At 63.8% G+C, this 20,886-nt stretch carries 22 protein-coding genes; 8 read left to right on the top strand and 14 right to left on the bottom strand.

Annotated features, from left to right (window positions below):
- Positions 1 to 119: 119 nt before the first annotated feature.
- Positions 120 to 1,067, bottom strand: coding sequence for a putative 2-dehydropantoate 2-reductase (locus J5M71_RS19530; RefSeq protein ID WP_207835265.1), 948 nt, complete (start codon positions 1,065 to 1,067; stop codon positions 120 to 122).
- A gap of 231 nt (positions 1,068 to 1,298) precedes the next feature.
- Between J5M71_RS19530 and J5M71_RS19525 the strand changes: the two genes are divergently transcribed.
- On the top strand, positions 1,299 to 2,375 hold the full coding sequence (locus J5M71_RS19525; RefSeq protein ID WP_063914021.1) for a 3-deoxy-7-phosphoheptulonate synthase: 1,077 nt from the start codon (positions 1,299 to 1,301) through the stop codon (positions 2,373 to 2,375).
- Between the two features lie 82 nt (positions 2,376 to 2,457).
- Here the strand turns inward: J5M71_RS19525 and J5M71_RS19520 are convergent, their stop codons facing one another.
- Entirely contained in the window at positions 2,458 to 2,739 is a 282-nt protein-coding gene (locus tag J5M71_RS19520; RefSeq protein ID WP_025338432.1) for a GNAT family N-acetyltransferase, read from the bottom strand.
- A gap of 506 nt (positions 2,740 to 3,245) precedes the next feature.
- Between J5M71_RS19520 and oprI the strand changes: the two genes are divergently transcribed.
- Positions 3,246 to 3,497, top strand: coding sequence for an outer membrane lipoprotei OprI (gene oprI, locus J5M71_RS19515; RefSeq protein WP_003259780.1), 252 nt, complete (start codon positions 3,246 to 3,248; stop codon positions 3,495 to 3,497).
- A gap of 132 nt (positions 3,498 to 3,629) precedes the next feature.
- Here oprI and J5M71_RS19510 read toward each other — a convergent pair whose 3' ends face one another.
- The 3 genes from J5M71_RS19510 to J5M71_RS19500 form a co-directional block, all read right to left on the bottom strand.
- Positions 3,630 to 4,607 (bottom strand): L,D-transpeptidase family protein, encoded by a 978-nt coding sequence (locus tag J5M71_RS19510; RefSeq protein WP_207835263.1) that lies wholly within the window; start codon positions 4,605 to 4,607, stop codon positions 3,630 to 3,632.
- Between the two features lie 111 nt (positions 4,608 to 4,718).
- The gene (locus tag J5M71_RS19505) at positions 4,719 to 5,009 is read right to left on the bottom strand and encodes a hypothetical protein (RefSeq protein WP_207835254.1); all 291 of its coding nucleotides are present in this window, start codon (positions 5,007 to 5,009) and stop codon (positions 4,719 to 4,721) included.
- A gap of 58 nt (positions 5,010 to 5,067) precedes the next feature.
- On the bottom strand, positions 5,068 to 5,673 hold the full coding sequence (locus J5M71_RS19500) for an arylesterase (protein WP_207835253.1): 606 nt from the start codon (positions 5,671 to 5,673) through the stop codon (positions 5,068 to 5,070).
- Positions 5,674 to 5,683: 10 nt separating this feature from the next.
- Here J5M71_RS19500 and J5M71_RS19495 point away from each other — a divergent pair, with 10 nt between their 5' ends.
- A complete protein-coding gene (locus J5M71_RS19495) occupies positions 5,684 to 6,367 on the top strand; it encodes an ABC transporter ATP-binding protein (protein ID WP_016714756.1) in 684 nt (227 codons plus the stop codon).
- On the top strand, positions 6,367 to 8,874 hold the full coding sequence (locus tag J5M71_RS19490) for an FtsX-like permease family protein (protein ID WP_207835252.1): 2,508 nt from the start codon (positions 6,367 to 6,369) through the stop codon (positions 8,872 to 8,874). The genes J5M71_RS19495 and J5M71_RS19490 overlap by 1 nt, the downstream gene beginning before the upstream one ends.
- A 126-nt stretch (positions 8,875 to 9,000) precedes the next feature.
- Here J5M71_RS19490 and greB read toward each other — a convergent pair whose 3' ends face one another.
- The 4 genes from greB to J5M71_RS19470 form a co-directional block, all read right to left on the bottom strand.
- Entirely contained in the window at positions 9,001 to 9,474 is a 474-nt protein-coding gene (greB, locus tag J5M71_RS19485; protein ID WP_063914016.1) for a transcription elongation factor GreB, read from the bottom strand.
- Between the two features lie 11 nt (positions 9,475 to 9,485).
- Positions 9,486 to 9,794 carry a hypothetical protein gene (locus J5M71_RS19480; protein ID WP_207835251.1) on the bottom strand — a complete coding sequence of 103 codons (309 nt, stop codon included), beginning with the start codon at positions 9,792 to 9,794 and terminating at the stop codon, positions 9,486 to 9,488.
- Between the two features lie 223 nt (positions 9,795 to 10,017).
- Positions 10,018 to 10,455: a DoxX family protein gene (locus J5M71_RS19475; RefSeq protein ID WP_207835245.1), complete on the bottom strand. Its 438-nt coding sequence runs from the start codon at positions 10,453 to 10,455 to the stop codon at positions 10,018 to 10,020.
- Positions 10,456 to 10,568: 113 nt separating this feature from the next.
- On the bottom strand, positions 10,569 to 11,975 hold the full coding sequence (locus J5M71_RS19470) for a transglycosylase SLT domain-containing protein (RefSeq protein WP_207835243.1): 1,407 nt from the start codon (positions 11,973 to 11,975) through the stop codon (positions 10,569 to 10,571).
- Positions 11,976 to 12,133: 158 nt separating this feature from the next.
- On the opposite strand from J5M71_RS19470, the gene J5M71_RS19465 reads away from it, so the two are divergent.
- The 3 genes from J5M71_RS19465 to J5M71_RS19455 all read left to right on the top strand — a co-directional run bounded on the left by J5M71_RS19465 (position 12,134) and on the right by J5M71_RS19455 (position 14,996).
- Positions 12,134 to 12,931 carry a TatD family hydrolase gene (locus tag J5M71_RS19465; RefSeq protein ID WP_207835234.1) on the top strand — a complete coding sequence of 266 codons (798 nt, stop codon included), beginning with the start codon at positions 12,134 to 12,136 and terminating at the stop codon, positions 12,929 to 12,931.
- 142 nt (positions 12,932 to 13,073) lie between these two features.
- Positions 13,074 to 14,552, top strand: a complete 1,479-nt coding sequence (locus J5M71_RS19460) for a methyl-accepting chemotaxis protein (RefSeq protein ID WP_207835225.1) — start codon at positions 13,074 to 13,076, stop codon at positions 14,550 to 14,552.
- 75 nt (positions 14,553 to 14,627) lie between these two features.
- Entirely contained in the window at positions 14,628 to 14,996 is a 369-nt protein-coding gene (locus J5M71_RS19455) for an Mpo1-like protein (RefSeq protein ID WP_063914011.1), read from the top strand.
- A gap of 137 nt (positions 14,997 to 15,133) precedes the next feature.
- Here the strand turns inward: J5M71_RS19455 and J5M71_RS19450 are convergent, their stop codons facing one another.
- The 3 genes from J5M71_RS19450 to J5M71_RS19440 all read right to left on the bottom strand — a co-directional run bounded on the left by J5M71_RS19450 (position 15,134) and on the right by J5M71_RS19440 (position 17,084).
- Entirely contained in the window at positions 15,134 to 15,931 is a 798-nt protein-coding gene (locus J5M71_RS19450; RefSeq protein WP_207835223.1) for a thioesterase family protein, read from the bottom strand.
- A 77-nt stretch (positions 15,932 to 16,008) separates the two neighbouring features.
- Complete coding sequence (locus tag J5M71_RS19445; protein ID WP_207835221.1) at positions 16,009 to 16,788, bottom strand: CHAD domain-containing protein; 780 nt, start codon at positions 16,786 to 16,788, stop codon at positions 16,009 to 16,011.
- Positions 16,789 to 16,805: 17 nt separating this feature from the next.
- Entirely contained in the window at positions 16,806 to 17,084 is a 279-nt protein-coding gene (locus tag J5M71_RS19440; protein ID WP_003259403.1) for a hypothetical protein, read from the bottom strand.
- Between the two features lie 178 nt (positions 17,085 to 17,262).
- Here J5M71_RS19440 and J5M71_RS19435 point away from each other — a divergent pair, with 178 nt between their 5' ends.
- Positions 17,263 to 18,303: a patatin-like phospholipase family protein gene (locus J5M71_RS19435; protein ID WP_207835219.1), complete on the top strand. Its 1,041-nt coding sequence runs from the start codon at positions 17,263 to 17,265 to the stop codon at positions 18,301 to 18,303.
- Positions 18,304 to 18,462: 159 nt separating this feature from the next.
- On the opposite strand, the gene J5M71_RS19430 is transcribed toward J5M71_RS19435, so the two are convergent.
- Both J5M71_RS19430 and J5M71_RS19425 read right to left on the bottom strand, forming a co-directional pair.
- The gene (locus J5M71_RS19430) at positions 18,463 to 20,334 is read right to left on the bottom strand and encodes a SurA N-terminal domain-containing protein (RefSeq protein WP_207835209.1); all 1,872 of its coding nucleotides are present in this window, start codon (positions 20,332 to 20,334) and stop codon (positions 18,463 to 18,465) included.
- A gap of 183 nt (positions 20,335 to 20,517) precedes the next feature.
- On the bottom strand, positions 20,518 to 20,790 hold the full coding sequence (locus J5M71_RS19425; protein WP_003259401.1) for an HU family DNA-binding protein: 273 nt from the start codon (positions 20,788 to 20,790) through the stop codon (positions 20,518 to 20,520).
- Positions 20,791 to 20,886: the final 96 nt, after the last annotated feature.

The raw sequence follows: 20,886 nt of genomic DNA, 5'->3' as shown, positions 1-20,886 counted from the left end.
CTCCTCGACTGCCACTGCGGCAGAGCAAGCTTCAGCTTAGCAGCGCGCCGGACACGCGCTTTGCCGTCCGGCGTGCTGCTGCCGCGGGCTGCAGAGCCCCGGCGAGGCCAACGCCCCCCTTAGCGGGGCTGCTTGCCGCGGTCGATAAAGGCCAGCGCCTGGTACAGCATTTCCATTCGCGGCAAGTGGCAGCCTGCCGCACGCGCCTGCGCCAACGGCTCGGCATAGATGGCCTGCAGCTCCAGCGGGCGCTTGTGGACATGGTCGTGGTACATGCTGGGCCAGTAGTCGGGCATGCGCTCGGTCACCTGGAACAGGTGCTCGGCATACCCCTCGGCCAACACATGGCCACACGCCGCCGCGCCCTGCACCACCTCGGCCATCAAGGCCTGGACAAGGGCGCGACTATGGCTGTCGGCCATCAGCGGCGTGGTACTGGCGCCGAGCAGCACCGACAGGCCGTTGTAGGGCACGTTCCACACAAGCTTCTGCCAGCGTGCCTGGGCCAGGTCGGGCATGGCCTGCGAGTCGATGCCCGCGGCCTGGAACAACCCCGCGCCTTCATTGACCAGCGCGACACCGCCATCGCTGGCCGGCCCGCTGTGGTAACCGAGGTTGACCGCGCCCAGGGCCTGGTGGCGGATCACGCCGGGCGCCTGGCGGTTGACGCAGATGAAACACAGGCCGCCAAGCAGGTGCATGTCACTGCGCAAGGCGGGGCGCAACTGCTCCTCCACGCCCAGGCCGTTCTGCAGCAGTACCACCTTGGCGCCCGGCGCGGCCACCTGCACGATCAGCGGCGCCAACTGGTCATTGCTGGTAGCCTTGGCCCCTACCAGCAGCCAGTCGCAGGGCGGCATGTCGGCGGCACTGGCATAGGCCTGCACCTTCATTTGCAAGGTGCCGTGAACGGCACTGTCCAGCGCCAACCCTTGCTCGCGGACAACCTCGTACTCGCTGCGCAACAGGAAATGCACATCGAAGCCGGCCCGGGCCAGCATCAACCCATAGAAGCCGCCGATGGCGCCACTGCCAATGATGCCGATACGTGGTGTGTGCGGATGCATGCCGATCTCCAGGTAAAAGTCAGCCCTCTTTTTACACAGGTTGTGCAGCGCTGGGCAGCCCATGCGCGGCAAACACCTGCCATCTCGGAAAAACCCCACACGGACTGGGCCTGGCCCATTGTCGCGCCACCTGTAACGCGCTAAGGTTCGGCTCCCCGCTGCGATTATTCTTGCTGCTGGGCCGCACGGGGATAGTTGGCGGCCGGCACCCGTGACCTGACGAGTAACACGATGGCTGATTTACCGATCGATGACTTGAACGTTGCCTCCAACGAGACCCTGATCACCCCCGATCAGCTCAAGAAGGAAATCCCCCTCAGCGCCAAGGCCCTGCAGACCGTGACTGCCGGCCGTGAAGTGGTGCGCAATATTCTCGACGGCAAGGACCATCGCCTGTTCGTCGTGGTCGGCCCTTGCTCGATCCACGACATCAAGGCCGCCCACGAGTACGCCGAGCGCCTGAAAGTGCTGGCCGAGGAAGTGTCCGACACGCTGTACCTGGTCATGCGCGTGTATTTCGAAAAACCGCGCACCACCGTCGGCTGGAAAGGCCTGATCAACGACCCGTACCTGGATGACTCGTTCAAGATCCAGGATGGCCTGCACATCGGCCGCAAGTTGCTGCTGGACCTGGCCGAAATGGGCCTGCCGACCGCCACCGAAGCGCTCGACCCGATTTCCCCGCAGTACCTGCAAGACCTGATCAGCTGGTCGGCCATCGGCGCCCGCACCACCGAATCGCAGACCCACCGCGAGATGGCTTCGGGCCTGTCCTCGGCAGTCGGCTTCAAGAACGGCACCGACGGCGGCCTGACCGTTGCCATCAACGCCCTGCAGTCGGTGTCCAAGCCGCACCGCTTCCTCGGCATCAACCAGGAAGGCGGCGTGTCGATCGTCACCACCAAGGGCAACCCGTACGGCCACGTGGTACTGCGCGGCGGCAACGGCAAGCCGAACTACGACTCGGTCAGCGTCGCCCTCTGTGAACAGGACCTGGCCAAGGCCAGGATCAAGGCCAACATCATGGTCGACTGCAGCCACGCCAACTCCAACAAGGACCCGGCCCTGCAACCGCTGGTAATGGAGAACGTCGCCAACCAGATCCTCGAAGGCAACCAGTCGATCATCGGCCTGATGGTCGAGAGCCACCTGAACTGGGGCTGCCAGTCGATTCCGAAGAATCTGGACGAGCTGCAGTATGGCGTGTCGATCACCGATGCCTGCATCGACTGGTCGGCTACCGAGAAGACCCTGCGCAGCATGCGCGCCAAGCTGAAGGATGTGCTGCCGCAGCGCAAGCGCGGCTGATACAAGAAAGCGGGGCCGCTTCGCGCCCCATCGCCGGCAAGCCGGCGATGGGGCGCGAAGCGGCCCCGCTTTTTTTACAGAATCAAACCTTGCTCGAATGCCGCTGCTGGCGCTCCATGTAGCGCTCCACATACGAGCAGGACGGAATCACCGTGTAGCCCATCTGCTCTGCGTACTCCAGGGCCCGCTCGGTCAGGGCGGCAGCAATCCCGCGGCCTCGCAGGGCGTTGGGTACGAAGGTGCGATAGATGTCCAGCGTCTGCTTACCCAGATCCATGTACGTCAGATAGGCACGATGACCGTCCACGTTGGTCTCGAACTGATGACCGGCCTGGTCATGGTGGATGGTCAGCGCTTCGCTCATCACTACTCCTCGCAGGTCTTCTCGGCAGACCCATACCTTAACCGATGGTGGTTTATCCGGCACAGAATCCTCTACGCCACCTGTTGCCCCCTTCGACCACTGGACGATTGCAATCGTTCGGATCCTCTGGCACTCACAAGATAGTAGGCGCCGCAGGCGGGATTGCTCAAGGTGGTGGCGGTTAAAAAGGGCGGAAACGCAGCCAGAGCGACTCTTGCTTGCACGCAAGCAGCCACCGGATGTACTAGGGCTAAGACGCTGAAGGACAGTTAAAGTCACCGTTAGTTCAGCAAAAAAGTTCCTGTACTACAATCGCTTGCGATCCCTGTACGTTTTTTTCACAGACGTGTCGCAAATCTTGTCGGAAAGGCGTCAAGCAACATTTTTTTTGCAGTTCTTGCGCTTAGTCAGTTTACTTACTACAAGTAATGGGTACTATGTACGCCGGCCAGTTTCTCTTTTCCGAGAGATGGCTATTTAATAGAAAGTCCTTGAAGGGGAACACGATGAACAACGTTCTGAAATTCTCTGCTCTGGCTCTGGCCGCAGTTCTGGCTACCGGTTGCAGCAGCGTATCCAAAGAAACCGAAGCTCGTCTGACTGCGACTGAAGACGCAGCAGCTCGCGCTCAAGCTCGTGCTGACGAAGCCTACCGTAAGGCTGATGACGCACTGGCAGCCGCTCAGAAGGCTCAGCAGACCGCTGACGAAGCCAACGAGCGCGCTCTGCGTATGCTGGACAAAGCCAGCCGCAAGTAATAGTCCTCACGGATTGTTATGGAGCCGACCCACTTGTGGGTCGGCTTTTTTATTGCCCGCGCACAAGGCAAACACGCCAGACAGAAACAAAAAGGCCTGCACTAAGGCAGGCCCTGATGCGTCGCAAAAACCCTACTGCAGTTCGGGCGGAATGCTCGAAACCATCGGTGCACCACCCTGGCTTGCGGTCGGCACGGCAATTTCCACCGGCATGCCATCTTCTGCCGCAACCACGTCACGCACCATATCCCAGTTCATGCGTAGGTTATTGGCCAGGTCTTCACGTTTGAGCAAGGCGTTGATAACAGCGGTATGTTTGTCGACCACTGACGGATTACCCTGGTCGTCCAGCGGCGTGTGCGCCTCCAGATAGACCTTGCCGCCACTGATACCGAACTTGTAGGGCTCGTTGATGATGCGCACCGGCGTACCCACCGGCACCATCTTCGACAGCTCCAGCACGTTGTTGTTGAGCATGCGGAAGCAACCATGGCTGGTACGCATGCCGATGCCGAACTTTTTGTTAGAGCCGTGGATCAGGTAGCCCGGCACCCCGAGAGTGAACTTGAACGGCCCCAGCGGGTTGTCCGGCCCGGCCGGCACCACGCTCGGCAGGATGTCACCGTCCGCCGCATGCTCTTTGCGGATCGACGCTGGCGGGGTCCAGGTCGGGTTCGGCGTCTTGGCGGTAATCTTGGTGTTGGCGATCGGCGAACCCCAGCCTTCACGGCCAATGCCCAGCGGGAAGGTATGCACCACGTTCTGCCCTTTCGGGAAGTAGTACATGCGGTATTCGGCCAGGTTGATGACGATGCCCTCACGCGGGCCCGGCGGCAGGATATAGCGGGTCGGCAGGACAATCTCGGTGCCCGCACCTGGCAGCCATGGGTCTACGCCCGGGTTGGCGGCGATCATTTCCAGGTAGCCGAGGTCGTTGGCAGTGCCGATATCGGCGAACGTGTCCTCGTACTTTGCCTTGATCACCTGCACCTGGCCGATGATGTCTTCACCGGGGGGTGGCAGTGGCAGCTCCAGCGCAGCAGCGGGGCCTGCTACCAGCAGGGCGGCCAGGGACAGGCTACGGGTGACGGCAGGAAAGCGCGGCAACATCCGGTAAATCCTTCGAAAGGTGGGTCAAGAGAATCGATTGTACACCCGCGCCGATGCAAGCGGGAGGCATTGGCGCCATGCAAGCGTTTCAGATGATGAAAGGCGTGGCGTTCAGCCGCCCTGCAGCTCCGGCCACACCGGGCGCATGCCGCGTCGCTGGGCATCGAGGATGGCGCGGCACAGGTCGCACAGGCGGCCGTCGCGGTAGATCGAGCGCGGTACCCCCGACCAGCGCGGTTGCGCCGGCAGCAGGCCACCGCACAGGGTACGGTCGACCGGCACGCCCAGCTCGAGCTGGCGGGCCACCAGATGGACGCGGACTTCCTGGCAGGCGAACAGGTCGAGCTGCTCATCGGGCTCGATCAGTTGGTAGGCATACAGGGACCAGGCAGGGCGCGGCATCGGTGGCACTCGAAACGGGGGGCGCAACATTAGCCGAAAGCCGGCGCCGTTAAAAGCGTCACAGCAAGGGTTTTATCGCCGGCCAGGCATTTTCCAGCAGGCGTTGCTGGGCGGCCTGGGCCGGGTGAATGCCATCGGCCTGCATCAACTCAGGCACGCCCCCTACCCCCTCGAGGAAAAACGGCACCAACGGCACCTGTTTTTCTGCCGCCAGCTGTTCATACACCTGGGCGAAGGCGGTGGTGTAGCGCACGCCATAATTGGGTGGCAGGCGCATACCCAGCAGCACCACCTTGGCACCGGCCTTGCGCGCACTCTCGATCATCGAAGCAAGATTTTGTTGCAATTGCGCGGGCGGCTGCCCGCGCAGGCCATCGTTGCCACCCAATTCCAGCACCACCAGGCTCGGCTTGTGCACTGCAAGCAGCGCCGGCAGCCGCGCCTGACCACCTGCACTGGTGTCGCCACTGATCGATGCATTGACCACTTTGTCGTCGAAACCTTCGTCCCGCAGGCGGGTCTGCAACAGGGACACCCAACCCTGGCGGGTATCCAGGCCAAAACCGGCGCTGATACTATCGCCGACAATCAGCAGTGTTCCCGCCGCCGCGCTCTGCGCCAGGCAATACAGGGCCAGACCGGCACTCAACCACCACACTCGCATCGGATTCTCCATGGGCCCCAGCATTCTCGTTGCGCAGAACCTTAGCAAAGTGGTCCCCAGCGCGGAAGGTGACCTGACCATCCTGCACGCGTTGTCCCTCGACCTGGCCCAGGGCGACAGCCTGGCCATCGTCGGCGCCTCGGGCTCGGGCAAGTCGACCCTGCTCGGCCTGCTCGCCGGGCTAGACCAGCCCAGTGCCGGCAAGGTCATCCTCGCTGGCCACGACCTGGGGCCACTGGATGAAGACCAGCGCGCGCGGGTACGCGCCGAACATGTGGGCTTCGTGTTCCAGTCGTTCCAGCTGCTCGACAGCCTCAACGCCCTGGAAAACGTCATGCTGCCGCTGGAGCTGGACGGCCGTCGCGACGCCCGCGAACACGCGCGCACCCTGCTTGAACGGGTTGGCCTGGGCAAGCGCCTGAGCCACACCCCGCGCCAGCTGTCGGGCGGCGAACAGCAACGGGTGGCCATTGCCCGTGCCTTCGCCGCGCAACCGGCAGTGCTGTTCGCCGACGAGCCCACCGGCAACCTCGACAGCCACACCGGCGAGCGCATCAGTGACCTGTTGTTCGAACTGAACAAGGAGCGCGGCACCACCCTGGTGCTGGTTACCCATGATGAGCGCCTGGCACGGCGCTGCCGCCGCCAGATCCGCCTGGATGCGGGCCGCCTGGTGGCCCCGGTGGAGGCCTGATGACCCACATGCCGCTGTCCCGCCTGTGCGGCCTGGCCCTGCGCCAGCTGCTGCGCGACATTCGCGCCAGCGAAGTGCGCGTGCTGTTCTTCGCCCTGCTGGTGGCAGTCGCGGCCAGCACTGCCATCGGCTATTTCGGTGCCCGCCTCAACGGCGCCATGCAACTGCGCGCCAGCGAGTTTCTCGGTGCCGACCTGGTGCTGCAGGGCAGCGCCCCGGCCCGCGACCCGCAGATTGAGGCTGGCAAGGCGCTTGGCTTGCGCCACGCCCAGGTGGTCGAATTCACCAGTGTGGTCGGCGGCGACAACGGCATCCAGCTGTCCAGCGTCAAGGCTGCCGATGGCGCCTACCCGTTGCGCGGGCAAGTGCGCAGTGCCGCGGCGCCCTATGCCGCCGAAACCCCGGGCGGCGGCCCGGCACCTGGCGAGGCATGGGTCGAACCGCGCCTGCTGGCGGCACTGGGGCTGAAGGTTGGCGACAGCATCGACGTGGGCATGAAAACCCTGCGCATGAGCCGCGTGCTGACCTACGAACCGGACCGCGCCAACAACTTCTACAGCCTTACCCCGCGGGTAATGATGAACCTGGCCGACCTGCAAGCCACCGGCGTGGTCCAGCCGGGTAGCCGGGTCACCTACCGCGACCTGTGGCGCGGCGATGCCGAAGCGCTGGTCCAGTACCGCGAGGCACTGAAAAAAGACCTGGCCGCCAACCAGCGCCTGCGCGACACCCGCGATGGCAACCAGCAGATCGGCGGCGCCCTGGGCAAGGCCGAACGCTACCTGAACATGGCCAGCCTGGTGGCGGTGCTGCTGGCAGGCGTCGCCGTGGCCCTGTCGGCCAGCCGCTATGCCGCACGCCGCCTGGACGCCAGCGCCCTGCTGCGCTGCCTGGGCCTTTCACGCCGCCAGGCACTGGGCCTGTACTGCCTGCAATTGGCCATGCTCGGCCTGGCCGCCGCGCTGGCCGGCGCCCTGCTCGGCTGGCTGGCCCAGCTGGGCCTGTTCCGCCTGCTGCATGGCCTGCTGCCAAGCGTGGTGCCCGCAGGCGGCATCGTCCCGGCCCTGGCCGGCATCGCTACCGGGCTTGTGGCCCTGGCCGGCTTTGCCCTGCCGCCAATTGCCGCCCTGGGCCAGGTGCCGCCGCTGCGCGTGCTACGCCGCGACCTGCTGCCGATACCGCCCAGCAGTTGGGTGGTGTACGGCGCGGCGTTGTTCGCCCTGGGCCTGATCATGTGGCGCCTGAGCCTCGACCTGCTGCTCACCTTCGCCCTGCTCGGTGGCGGCCTGGTCGCCGCGCTGCTGCTCGGTGGCCTGCTGCTGCTCGGTTTGCGCAGCCTGCGCCAGTTGCTGGCCGGGGCCCCACTGACCTGGCGCCTGGGCCTGGGCCAACTGCTGCGTCACCCCATGGCCGCCGCCGGCCAGGCCCTGGCCTTTGGCCTGATCCTGCTGGCCATGGCCCTGGTTGCCCTGCTGCGCGCGGAACTGCTCGATACCTGGCAAGCGCAGCTGCCCAAGGATGCGCCCAACCATTTCGCCCTGAACATCCTGCCGGATGACCGTGAGCCCTTCGCCCAACGCCTGCAGCAGGTCAACGCCACCTCGGCGCCGCTGTACCCGGTGACCCCCGGCCGCCTGGTGCGAATCAATGAGCAACCGGTGCAGCAGGTGGTCAGCAAAGACTCGGCAGGCGAGCGCGCCGTGCAGCGCGACCTCAGCCTGACCTGGGCGGCCGAACTGCCCGAAGGCAATGCACTGACGGCCGGCAACTGGTGGCAGGCGTTGCCAGCCGAAGATGAAATCCCCGGTGTGTCGGTGGAGGCGGAACTGGCCAACAGCCTGAAGCTGCAACTGGGTGACCTGCTGACCTTCGACATCGGCGGCCAGCAGCGCCAGGCGCGGGTAAGCAACCTGCGCAGCGTGCACTGGGACAGCTTCCAGCCGAACTTCTACATGATCTTCCAGCCCGGCACGCTGCAGGGACTGCCGACCACCTACCTGACCAGCTTCTACCTGGCACCGGGTCATGACCTGGATGTGGTGGCGCTATCACGGGCATTCCCGGCGGTGACCATCCTCCAGGTGGACGCCTTGCTCGAACAGCTGCGCAGCATCCTCGCCCAGGTGACCCTGGCGGTGGAGTATGTGTTGCTGTTCGTGCTGGCAGCCGGGCTGGCAGTGCTGTTCGCCGGCTTGCAGGCGACACTGGACGAGCGCATCCGCCAGGGCGCCTTGCTGCGTGCGCTGGGCGCGGCGCGGCCATTGCTGGTCAGGGCGCGGCGGATCGAGTTCGGCTTGCTCGGTGCGGCGAGCGGCTTGCTGGCGGCGGTCGGGTGTGAGCTGATTACCCTGGTGCTGTACCGCTATGCCTTCGACCTGCAATGGAGCCCACATCCGTGGTTGCTGGTATTGCCGCTGGCAGGGGCGCTACTGGTGGGCGGTGCAGGGGTGCTGGGGACGCGGCGGGCGTTGAATGCCAGCCCGCTGGCGGTTTTACGCGAGAGTTGATGACAGCCTGTGCCGACCTCTTCGCGGGTAAACTCGCTCCCACAGGTTCACCACATGACTTGAAACCTGTGCCGGACCTGTGGGAGCGGGTTTACCCGCGAAGAGGCCGGCACAGTCAATATCAACTCACTGGCCGTAAGTGATGCTGTTCACGTACCAGGTCGCTTCACCGGTAGGTGTGTGCACCACCACCTCGTCACCCTCCTCCTTCTTCAGCAAGGCGCGGGCCATGGGCGAGTCGATCGAAATGTAGTCATTGCGCCCATAGATCTCGTCATAACCGACAATGCGAAACTTCATGGTCTCGCCCTCGTCGTTCTCGATCTCTACCCAGGCACCGAAAAACACCTTGCCCTCCTGCTGCGGCGAGTAAGCCACCACCTTTACATCTTCAAGACGCTTGCGCAGGTAACGCACCCGACGGTCGATCTCGCGCAGCAGCTTCTTGTTGTACTGGTAGTCGGCGTTCTCGCTACGGTCGCCCAGCGACGCCGCCCAGGTAACCTTCTGGGTAATCTCCGGGCGATACACCCGCCACAGGTGGTCCAGTTCTTTCTTCAGCGCCTCATGGCCTTCCGTGGTGATGATGTTGGTACTCAACAGCGCGCTCCTCAGCGGCGGGTAATCAGGCCCTGGCGCGCAATGCGGGTGATGTGGCCGATGATTTCGGCGGCCTCGTCCGGCGCCGGGGCCTGGATCACGGCCAGGTCGAAACGGTCATTGCCATACTGCGCGAGGTGGCAGCCGGTATCGGCAAACTGGATCAGAAAGGCACGCGCCTGGCCCTTGCGCCGGGACAGGCCTTCGAGGTGACGTAAAAGAGTGGGCTGATGCTGGCCGCCGAGCAGGATGCGCGGTGTGCGGGACGCCTGATTGGCAGGCAAAGGGCTCAAACAGACACTGGTACGTGGGCAACTCATGGAGCTTCTCTCCGCCTCGCGAATGCCGCTGGGCAGCGGTGGGAGGCGTCACCGAACCAGCGCTTTAGCGGTATTTCGGATGACCCGCAGAGGGGCTTTCCTGCGCCCCGCAAGTAGCTGTTTAAATCGGCGCAGACGGTATGCTAGAGCTACAAGCGACAAGATACAAGCCTCAGGCCGAAAGTGATCGGCCTGAGGCTTGTATCTTGCTGTTTGCGGTGTATCAGCGGGCGATCAGGCGGTCCAGCGAGAAGCGGCCAGCGCCTTCGATCAGCACCGCGACGGTGCCGGCCAGCAGGGCCAGACCGAACTCATAGCCGTTGTTGGACATGAACAGGCCGTTGCCGATGTGTACCGAGAGGATCGCCACTACCAGGGTTATGGCCAGCACCAAGGCCGCCGGGCGGGCCAGCAGGCCGATCACCAGGGCCAGGCCGCCGAAGAACTCGGCGCTGCCGGACAGCAGCGCCATCAGGTAACCCGGGGCCAGGCCGATGCTCTCCATCCACTGGCCGGTGCCTTCCAGGCCATAGCCACCGAACATGCCGAACAGTTTTTGCGCGCCATGCGCGATGAAGATGATGCCGACCAGGATACGGATGACGCTCAGGCCAGCGCCGGCGCGGGTAGAGAACAGGGCGTTGAGGGTAGCGTTGTTCATGTCTTGGTTTCCTTGAAGCGGGGAAGTTGTGTTGGGATGGGCGCCATCATAATCAATTCAATAGATATGAAAATCGCAAAAAACCCAACACAACAATCGATAAAATCGATTTATTAACGCTTCGCCACACGCTCCAGTGCGGCACGCTCCCGGTTGAACGCTACAAAATACTTGTTGACGCTGTTGACGAAGTTGACTGGCCCCATGCCCACCTGCTCCATGGCGATGCGTTCGGTCTGAAAGAACCACTGATCGCCATTCAACCCACGCCGCCGCGCCTCTGCGCGCATGGCCTGGACCCGCTCGGGCCCCAGGTTGTAGGCCGCCAGCACGAAGGCCATGCGCTCGCGGTCGTTGATCTTGGCGCTGGCAAAGAACTTGCGTCGGATCAGCGCCAGGTAGCGGGCGCTGGCCTGGACATTGCCATCCACCGTGGCGGTGTTGCTCACCCCTACGCGCTGCGCTGCCGAAGGGGTGATCTGCATCAGGCCATGGGCCCCGCCGGTACCGCGCGCTGCCGGGTTGAGCGTCGATTCCTTGAAAGCCAGCGCGGCCAGGTTGAGCCAGTCGATCTGCTGCGCTTCACCGTGTTTCTGCAGCACCGCCCGCAGCGCGGTCAGGCGCTGGCGATTCTTGCTGGCCAACGGGTCGTGCACCCGATACTGGCGGCGGTAGATGCGCTCGAACGCGGCATCCTGGTTGTCCGGCGCGCGGTAGCCCTGCAGAAAGCGATCGACCGTGGCCAGCAACTGCGGCGCATCGCGCCCCACATACCAGCGCATGGCTTGCGGCGCCCCCAGTTGCACGCGGCTGTCCAGGCGCAGGCGCGGCATCACCCGGGCCCAGCGCCGGGCGATCGGCTGCTCGACCACGGTCAGGTGATAAATACCGGCCTGGACCATTTCCAGCACATCCTCCACCGCCAGGGTCGAGTCGACCCACTCCACCTTGATCGGCGCGCGCTTGCGCAGCGCCAGTTGCTGGTTGACCTGCTGGATCAACGGGCCGGCGGCACTGGCGCTGGTCAAGGCCACGGTACGCCCGGACAACTGCTCGACATGGCTGAAGCTGCGTTCACCCTTGCGCCCCACCAGCAGCAGCGGCACCTGGTCGAGCACCGGCGCGCTGCTGCTGACCCCGCGCACCATGCCGGGGTCGAGCAGCTCGCCCGGCGCGGCCAGGTCACCCTCGCCACGGGCCAAGGCGCCCAGCAGCTGCTCCTTGGCCCGTGGAATCAGTTTGAGTTGGATCTCTTGGCCGTCGGCAGCGCGGGCATTGAGGTAATGCTCCAGGGCACGCAGGCGATAGTATTCGATGCCAACCGGCTCGCCCTTGACCTCACCAGAGCTGTTGCGGCTCTGGTTCACCAGCACCCGCAGCACCTGGCTGGAGCGAATCTGTTGCAGGTCACGGACCTTGGCCGACGGGATGTTCTGCTGCGGCCCTGGCGCGCGCGCGTGGGCAGGCCCGGTCAGGGTCAGCCCAAGCGTCAGCAGGAAAATGAGCCAGCATCGCAGCATGCGAAAACGTATCCGTGGTCGGTGGGCGGCATCCATGGGGTTGCACCGCCAAGAGAGAAATGACGGTAAAAGACCACGGCAACAGCATGAAGTTCTTGGTTTTTTCAGAAAAACGCGGTTTTTGCTATGCTGGCCGCCCCGCGGCACGAGGTAGCACCATGCAACTGATCGATATCGGCGTCAACCTGACCAACAGCAGTTTCCACGACCAGCAGGCGGCAATCGTCGAGCGCGCCCTTGAGGCCGGGGTCACGCAGATGGTGCTGACGGGCACCAGCCTGGCGGTCAGCGAACAAGCACTGGAGCTGTGCCAGCAACTGGATGCGAGCGGCGCACACCTGTTCGCCACGGCAGGCGTACACCCCCATGATGCCAAGACCTGGGATGCCGGCAGCGAGCACCAGTTGCGCCATCTGCTGAATGAACCGCGGGTGCGTGCCGTGGGCGAATGCGGCCTGGACTTCAACCGCGACTTCTCCCCTCGCCCGCTGCAGGAGAAAGCCCTGGAGGCCCAGCTGGCATTGGCTGCCGAGTTGCGCCTGCCAGTGTTCCTGCACGAACGCGACGCCAGCGAACGCCTGCTGGCGATCCTCAAGGATTACCGCGACCACCTGGCCGGCGCGGTGGTGCATTGCTTTACCGGCGAGCGCGACGCGTTGTTCGCCTACCTGGACATGGACCTGCACATCGGCATTACCGGCTGGATCTGCGACGAACGCCGCGGAACCCACCTGCATCCGCTGGTGGGCAACATTGCCGAGGGGCGGCTGATGCTGGAGAGCGATGCGCCTTACCTGCTGCCGCGCAGCTTGCGGCCCAAGCCGAAGAACGGGCGCAACGAGCCGGCGTTCCTGCCGGAGGTGTTGCGCGAAGTGGCCTTGCACCGGGGGGAGTCGGTCGAGCATACGGCGGCGCATACCACGGCAACGGCGCGGGCTTTTTTCCAACTCCCCTGAACCTGACGCGGCCTCTGTAGGAGCGCGTCAACACCTGCGGCGGAATTTTCTTGATACACATCAAGAAAGGCCCTGACGGATGCAGGCACAATGATGGCACCTTGCCAATATTGTTCCCGCTCAACTCAGAGAAGACCTGCCCATGGGTGCCTGGCTTAGCAATGTTTCCCTGAAGTACAAGTTCTGGGCCGTCAACGCGGTGGCCTTTGTCACGACCTTGATGCTGGTGCTCTATGCCGTGCACCTGGAGCAGCGCGCCCGCGCCGAGGCCGCGCAAGCCCAGGCGGCCGCGCAGGCCCAACTGCTGGCTGCCTGGCCAGCCGGGCAGCCGCTACCCCGCGCGGCCAATCTCATCAGCTGGTCGGCCGGGCAAACGCCTACCTTCGCGGGTGAACCCCTCGAGGCCCTGCGCAACGCCCAAGGCTGGGTCGAACTGCCCGCCGCCCGGCTCTTCGGCAACAACCCGTTACAGGGTGCGCAGGTGCTGCGCAACGGCGATCAGCAAATGGCCGTGCTGGCCCAGTCGCCGAGCCTTCGCCAGGTGTTCTTCGACCGTTTCAGCAACTACGCGGTGTGCGTACTGGTCCTGATGCTGGCCATGCTCGGCGCCTCGCAACTACTGATCCGCTTCCTGCTCAGCCAGCTCAACACCCTCAAGGACGTGATGCTACACGTGGAAAAAACCGGCGACCTGTCGGCCCGCGTACCGCTGGCCTGTGGCGACGAGGTCGGCCAGATGGCCGGGGCTTTCAACGCCATGCAGGCGACCTATCACCGCGTGGTCAGCACCGTCGCCCACACCGCCGCACAACTGGACTCCGGTGCCGCGCGCCTGGCAGCGAGCATGAGCGACGTACGCCACGGCATGCTCGGCCAGCAGAGCGAGACCGACCAGGCCGCTACCGCCATCAACGAAATGTCGGCGACGGTGCACCACATTGCCCAGCATGCCGGCGCCACCCGTGACCTGTCACAAACAGCCGATACCCTGGCCGGTAGCGGCCAGGAGGTGGTCAGCCGGGTTCAGGATTCGATCTCCGGGCTGTCCAGCGGTGTGCAGCAAACCGCCGAGATGATTCGCCAGCTGGCCGAAGACAGCCAGAAGATCAACGGCGTGGTCAATGTGATCCACAGCATCGCCGAGCAGACCAACCTGCTAGCCCTCAATGCCGCCATCGAAGCAGCGCGCGCCGGCGACCTGGGCCGCGGCTTTGCGGTGGTGGCCGATGAAGTGCGCAACCTGGCCAAGCGCGTGCAAACCTCCACCGACGAGATCACCACCATGGTCTCGGCCCTGCAGTCGGGCACCCGCGATGCAGTGGAGTTCATGCAGGAAAGCTCGTACAAGGCCGACGACTGCGTCAGGCAGGCCCAGGAGGCCGGCGAAGCACTGGCCGAGATTACCGGTGCCGTGGCGCAGATGCGCGAAAGCAACACCCAGATTGCCGTGGCCGCCGAGCAGCAAAGCCAGGTGGCCGAAGAAATGAACCGCGCCGTGGTGAGCATTCGCGATGTCACTGAACAGACCGTGCAGCAGACCGTGGGCTCGGCGACCACCAGCAGCGAACTGGCGACCCTGGCCGGCGAACTGAACAAGGCCATTGGCCAGCTCAAGCTATAGTCACCATAGCCAGCCTCGATTGGCCCCCACCCGGGGGCCGCACTAAGCTTTGGGCATGACCGAGAGGAAATGCCCATGAGCAAACGTCTGCCCAACCTGCCCACCTGGCAATGGCGCGGCTACCACCATAACCACCGCCACCCGACCAACCTGGTGCTGCACCTGATCGCCGTGCCGCTGTTCATTCTTGGCGCGTTGCTGATTCTGTCCGGCCTGTTCGGCCTGGATCTGGGCCAGATTGCCGTTGGCATCATTGCCTTGATCGCCGGCCTGGGCCTGCAGCGCCAGGGCCATCGCCTTGAAGCCGAGCAACCCGAGCCATTCGCCAACCGCAAGGATGCCGTGCAGCGCCTGCTGACCGAGCAGTTCATCACCTTTCCGCGCTTCGTGCTGAGCGGTGCCTGGTGGAAGGCCTGGCGGGAACGGCATAAACATCGGCGCTGATGCCATTGGGGCTGCTCTGCAGCCCAATCGCGACGCAAGGCCGCTCCCACAAAATCGCGCATGGCCTGAAATTTACGCGATCGCTGTGGGAGCGGCCTTGTGTCGCGAAAGGAGCGCAACGAGCTCCCCCTGCTCGGTCAGGCAAATACGGTCACCGTCTGCCGGCTCAAGGCCAGCAACTCGCCCTGCGCCGTCCTCAAGGTAGCAGCGGCATGCCCATAACCATCCCGCGCATATTCGGTTTCCACGCAGTAACGGCACCAGTCCAGGGTCGACAACTGCGGGGTGGGCTGCATGAATTCGATGGTCCAGGTCAACGTACTGCCGGCAGCGGGCTGCTTGAGAAACGGCATCAGGCTCGGTGGCCAGGCATCGACCAACGCCAGCAGGTGCGTCTCGTTGACCGGTTCTTCGGCCACCCCGCGCAAACGTACCCAGCCGCCCATCTGGCGCGACTGATTGCCGCTGAACGGCAACCCACCTACCGCCCAGCGCAAGGCCACATGCTGCATGAACTCCGGGGTAACGCCTTTGATATGGGGCAGCTCGGGGGCCGCATCTTCGAGCGCTTTCATTTCCGTGGCCGGCAACGCCGGTACATCAACCACTGACGGCCGCCCTGCGCCGAAATTGCCCTGCACCAGGGTCACTACCTGGCCGTCCTGAACGGCGCGGCCCAGCAAGGTGCTGACTGCCTTGCCTTCACGCAGCACCTCCACGTCGAAGCGGATTGGCACATCCGCCGCGGCCGGCGCCACAAAGCTGATGGCCAACGAACGCACGGGGCGGTCATCGGAGATTTTCTGGCGCATGGCTTCATACACCATGGCCGCCATCAACCCGCCAAAGGCGGCGCGGCCCTGGGCCCAGCTGGGCGGGATACTCACCGCTTCGGGGTTGACCCGCACGGCGTCGAGCAGTTGGTTGAAATTCATTGGCCGGCTCCTGCCTGCAGCGAAAATGGTCTGCCCATCCTAGCCAGCAAACCCTTGCCGATCAGCCCGCATATCGGTCATTTCTCGGGCTTTCGCCGCGCCACCGCCTGCTGCAGGGCATCCAGCATGTCGTCCGAATGGCGCTCGGCCTCGTGCAATTCCTGCTCCCAGGCAACTTTGCAGGGTGCCAGGTCGGCATGGTCGCGAGCCTGCAGCAGCCATTGCAGGCGATCATGCCAGTCACCCAGGTCGTTCTGGGCCTGCTTCAGCAAGCGCCGCAAATGCTTGCTCGCATGGTCGAGCTGCGGATAGGCCTCATCGCCATAGCGCGCACGCTTGATCAGCAAACGCAGGCGGTGGCGGTCGTGGGCAGGGTCCTGCAGCGCTTTGTGCAATTTGTGCCACTGTTTGACCAGGCGTTTGTCGATACGCTTTTCCAACCCTTTGACCAAGCCCTCACGGCCGGCTGCACGCAGGAACAGCGGAAACGCGTCGACAATCGCCAGCACCCGCGTCAGCTGCGGGCTGGCGGCAACACTGGCGAAGGTCCGGCCACGCCCTTCCAGGCGCCACTGCCCAGCCTCGGTAAAACCACGCCCGATCAGTTCGGCTGCCAGTACCTCACGGTCACGCAACGGCGTGGTGAGGGCACCCAACGACTTGGCGGCGTCCTCCAGCTGCTCCACCCCCGGCAGCCCACGTAGCGGCCGTAGCAGGCTGCGCAGGCGCCGCAGGGTGGTGCGCAGGTCATGCAAGGCCTCACTGTCGGTATCGGCAGCCAGGCGCTCGCGGCAGGCCAGCAGACGCACCTGCAAGGCCACGATCTGGGCAACCACATGATCGAGCATGGCAGACATTGAGAGACGCTCCCTGGTCAGCGCCCAGCGCGCGATTCACGAATGTAGAAACGGGCCTTTTCGGCTTTTCTGGTACAGCTTTCATAACCTTCGAACTGCTGCTGGGTCTTGGCCCCGGTCAGCAGCGACAAGGCCTTGGAGTAACTCACGGCACCGGCAAAGCCTTCGGCCTTGGCCAGATCCAGCTCCTTCCAGGCGGCATCCAGTTGGGTCGCACAACTCTCGCGGTAGGCCGTCTTGCCCGCGCAGCCAGCAAGGGCCAAGGCAATCAGTGGAAGGCAGATCCAGGCTTTCATCAGTAATACCTCAATGGAAAAATCGGTGGCTGTTCGACGCCCTGGCAGCTGAAAAGTGCCCTGCCCAGCCAGCTTTGCCTAGCCAGTTTTATTACAGTAGCTCAGTGCGATGTACATTGAAGCACAGGCAGCGATGGGTGCATTGTAGGACCATGGTTGCACTGGCCGGGGAATGTTCATGAGCAAACGCGTGGCACTGGTACTGGGATCGGGCGGAGCCCGGGGGTATGCACACATCGGCGTGATCGAGGAAATCGAGCGCCGCGGCTACGACATTGCCTGCATCGCCGGCTGCTCCATGGGCGCGGTGATTGGCGGCATCTATGCCGCCGGCAAGCTGGAAGACTACCGCAACTGGATCGAGAGCCTCGACTACCTGGATGTGTTGCGCCTGGTCGATGTCAGCTTTCGCCTCGGCGCAATTCGCGGCGACAAGGTATTCGGGCAAATCCGCAAGATCGTCGGCGAGATCAACATCGAGCAATTGCGCATCCCCTACACGGCGGTTGCAGCCGACCTCACCAACCAGCAGGAAATCTGGTTCCAGGAGGGCTGCCTGCACCAGGCCATGCGCGCCTCGGCAGCCATCCCCAGCCTGTTCACCCCGGTGATGCAAGGCAACCGCATGCTGGTCGACGGCGGCATCCTCAACCCGCTGCCGATCGTACCGGTGGTGTCCAGCCACTGCGACCTGATCATCGCGGTCAACCTCAACGCCACCAACCAGAAGCAGTACCAGTTACCGGTGATCGAACGCCCGGCGGCGTTCAAGATGCGTTTCGATGCCTTGCTCAGCTCGCTGGGCTCGCGCTTGCCGTTCCGGCGCAAGCCGGCGGAGGAACTGATCCGCATCGAGCAGGAAATCGTCGCCGAAGGGCTGGCGCCGCCGAACCCGTGGCTGGCCGATGCCGCCGCCCCGGAAGGCCAGCAACCGGCGGCGGCGCCGGAGCGCGAGGGCGCGCCGAAGTCGGCCACTGGCTCGTTCATCATCGACAACGTAGGGCCCGCTTCGCTGCTGGATTTGATCAACCAGAGTTTCGAGGTCATGCAAACCTCGCTGGCGCAGTACAAGATCGCCGGCTATCCACCGGATGTGCTGATCAACGTGCCCAAACGGGTGTGCCGGTTTTTCGAGTTCTACAAGGCGCCGGAGCTGATTGCTTTGGGGCGGGAGATTGCGCGGGATACGCTGGATAACTATGAAGGGGTGAAGCGCTAGGCCCTGTGCTGCCTGTGCCGGCCTCTTCGCGGGCAAACCCGCTCCCACAGGTATTGCGCCGCGTTCAAGGTCAGCGCGGTACCCGCGAAGAAGCCGGTACAGACAACAGAAACGAAACAGGCCGCACTGGGCGGCCTGTTCGTTCACGCATCCATCACCTTAGTAACGGGTGATGTCCGCCTTGGCTTCCAGCTGCTTGCGGTACGCCGCAAAGTCCTGCTGGCCAGCACGTGACGCGAGGTAGCGGCGGATCTGCTGCTTCTCTTCGTCGGTGGCAGCAGCGCCTTCGTTGACACCCTTGAGCTGCAGTACCACCAGGCTACCGTCACGCAGCACCACGCTGCCATATACCGGCTTGTCCTTGGCCTGCGGCTTGCCCAGGCGGAACAGCGCCTGCAGCTCGGCCGGGTCGATACCGTCCTCACCACGGGTGACTGCTTCATAGGCCTTCCAGCCCTGCCCTTCGTGCACGCTGCCCGCAGCGACGGAACCGTCACGCAGGCCGGCAATCAGCTTGTCCGCCTTGGCCTTGAGTTCGGCAGTTGCCTTCTCCTTGGCCAGGTGTTCGCTGATGTTCTTGGCCACGGCTTCCAGCGGCAGTTGCTCCGGCTTGCGGTGCTCCTTGACGCGCAGCACCACGGTGGTTTCCGGGTCGAGCTCGATGGCGGTGCTGTTGGCACCCTCCTCCAGCACTTCTTCGGAGAATGCGGCCTGCACTACCGAACGGTTGGCAGTGATGCCTTCGCCACCCTCGCGGCCGAAGGCTGCAGACGTTTGCACCTTCAGGTTCAGGTCCTGGGCCGGCTGGGCCAGGTCGGAAGCCTCGTAGGCGGCATCTTGCAGCTGCTTGCTGGCATCGACGTAACGCTGCTCGACCAGCGGGATCTTCAGGTCACGGGTCAGCTTGTCCTTCAGGCTGGCGAAGCTCGGCACTTCTGGCGCCTGCACGCCCAGCAGCTTGATCAGGTGGTAGCCGAACTCGGTGCGCACCGGCGCCGAGACCTGGCCATCCTGCAGCTTGTACAGCGCATCCTCGAACGCCGGGTCGTAAACGCCCGGGCCGGCGAAGCCAAGGTCACCACCGCTATTGGCAGAACCCGGGTCCTGGGAGAATTCCTTGGCCAGCGCGGCGAAGTCTTCACCCTTGGCCAGGCGCTGTTCGATCTCTTCGGCGCGGGCCTTGGCCTGGGCGTCGGTGACCTTGTCGTTGACCTCGATGAGGATGTGCGCGGCATGGCGCTGCTCGGCGAGGTTGGCGATTTCCTTCTCGTACTGGGCCTTGAGTTCTTCGTCGGTCACCTTGACCTGGTCGAAGAACGCCGACTTCTTCAGCTCGACATAGTCGATCACCACCTGGTCAGGCGACATGAACTCCTTGGCGTGCTGGTCGTAGTGCGCCTTGACCTCTTCATCGCTGACCTTGACTGCGGCCGGGTCGGCCTTGAAGGTCAGGGAGGCGAAGTCACGGGTCTGCTTCTCCAGGCGGGCAAAGGCATCGACCTGCTGGTCGGTGACGAAGCTGCTGCCGGCCAGGCCGGTGCGCAGCTGGCCAATGAGCATTTCCTCGGCGAGCATGTCGCGGAACTGCATGCGGCCATAGCCCATCTGGCGAATGACCTGGTCGAAACGGTCGGCACTGAACTTGCCGTCCACCTGGAATTCCGGCGTCTGCAGGATCACCTGGTCCAGCGCGGCCTCGGAGAAGGCAAACTTGGCATCCTCGGCACCTTGCAGCAGCAGCTTGCGGCTGATCAGGCCCTTCAGTGCCTCTTCGCGCAACAATTTGTCATCCAGCAGCGCCGGGTCGAAATCCTTGCCCAACTGTTGCATCAGCTGACGGCGCTGCATGTCGGCTGCCTGGCTCAGCTCGTTCTGGCTGATGGTCTGGCCGTTCACCTTGGCGGCGTCCTGGCTATGGGTGGCGGCCTGGAAAATGGCTTCGAAGCCGGTCAACGCCATCAACACGACGATAAGGCCGATGATGGTCTTGGCAATCCAACCTTGTGAATTGTCCCTGATATTTTGCAGCATGCGTCCCCCAGAAACGGCTGTACCACTGCGTCGACAACCGCGGAGCGTGGGTAGAAACCTGATAAAAGAAAGGCGCATCCGAGGATGCGCCTTTTCTTAGCAAACGTGTCAGGCGGGAACGTTTGCGCCCCGCCATCACCGTGCTCGGACCTGGCAAGGCCAGGTCCGGCTGAAAGAGACGACTTAGTTGACGGCGTCTTTCAGGCCTTTGCCAGCCTTGAAGCCTGGAACCTTGGCGGCAGCGATCTTGATCGCGTTACCGGTTTGCGGGTTGCGGCCGGTGCGCTCTGCACGCTCCTTGACCGAGAAGGTACCGAAGCCAACCAGTACCACATCGTCACCTTGCTTCAGGGCGCCGGTGACGGATTCGATGACTGCGTCCAGCGCACGGCCGGCTACAGCTTTCGGGATGTCAGCAGATGCGGCGATAGCGTCAATCAGTTCCGACTTGTTCACTCTAAGTCCCCTTATTTCTCAATTGAGTTTGTTTCTAAGTATGTAATGAAAAGCTTATGAAACGTGCGCTGGGTGGCCTGATGACAATAGCGTGCC

The sequence above is a fragment of the Pseudomonas sp. 43(2021) genome (assembly GCF_017490805.1).
Classification (GTDB): Bacteria; Pseudomonadota; Gammaproteobacteria; order Pseudomonadales; family Pseudomonadaceae; genus Aquipseudomonas.
The sequence above is the reverse complement of the archived record's forward strand: the minus strand, read 5'-3'. Positions and strand labels throughout refer to the sequence as shown.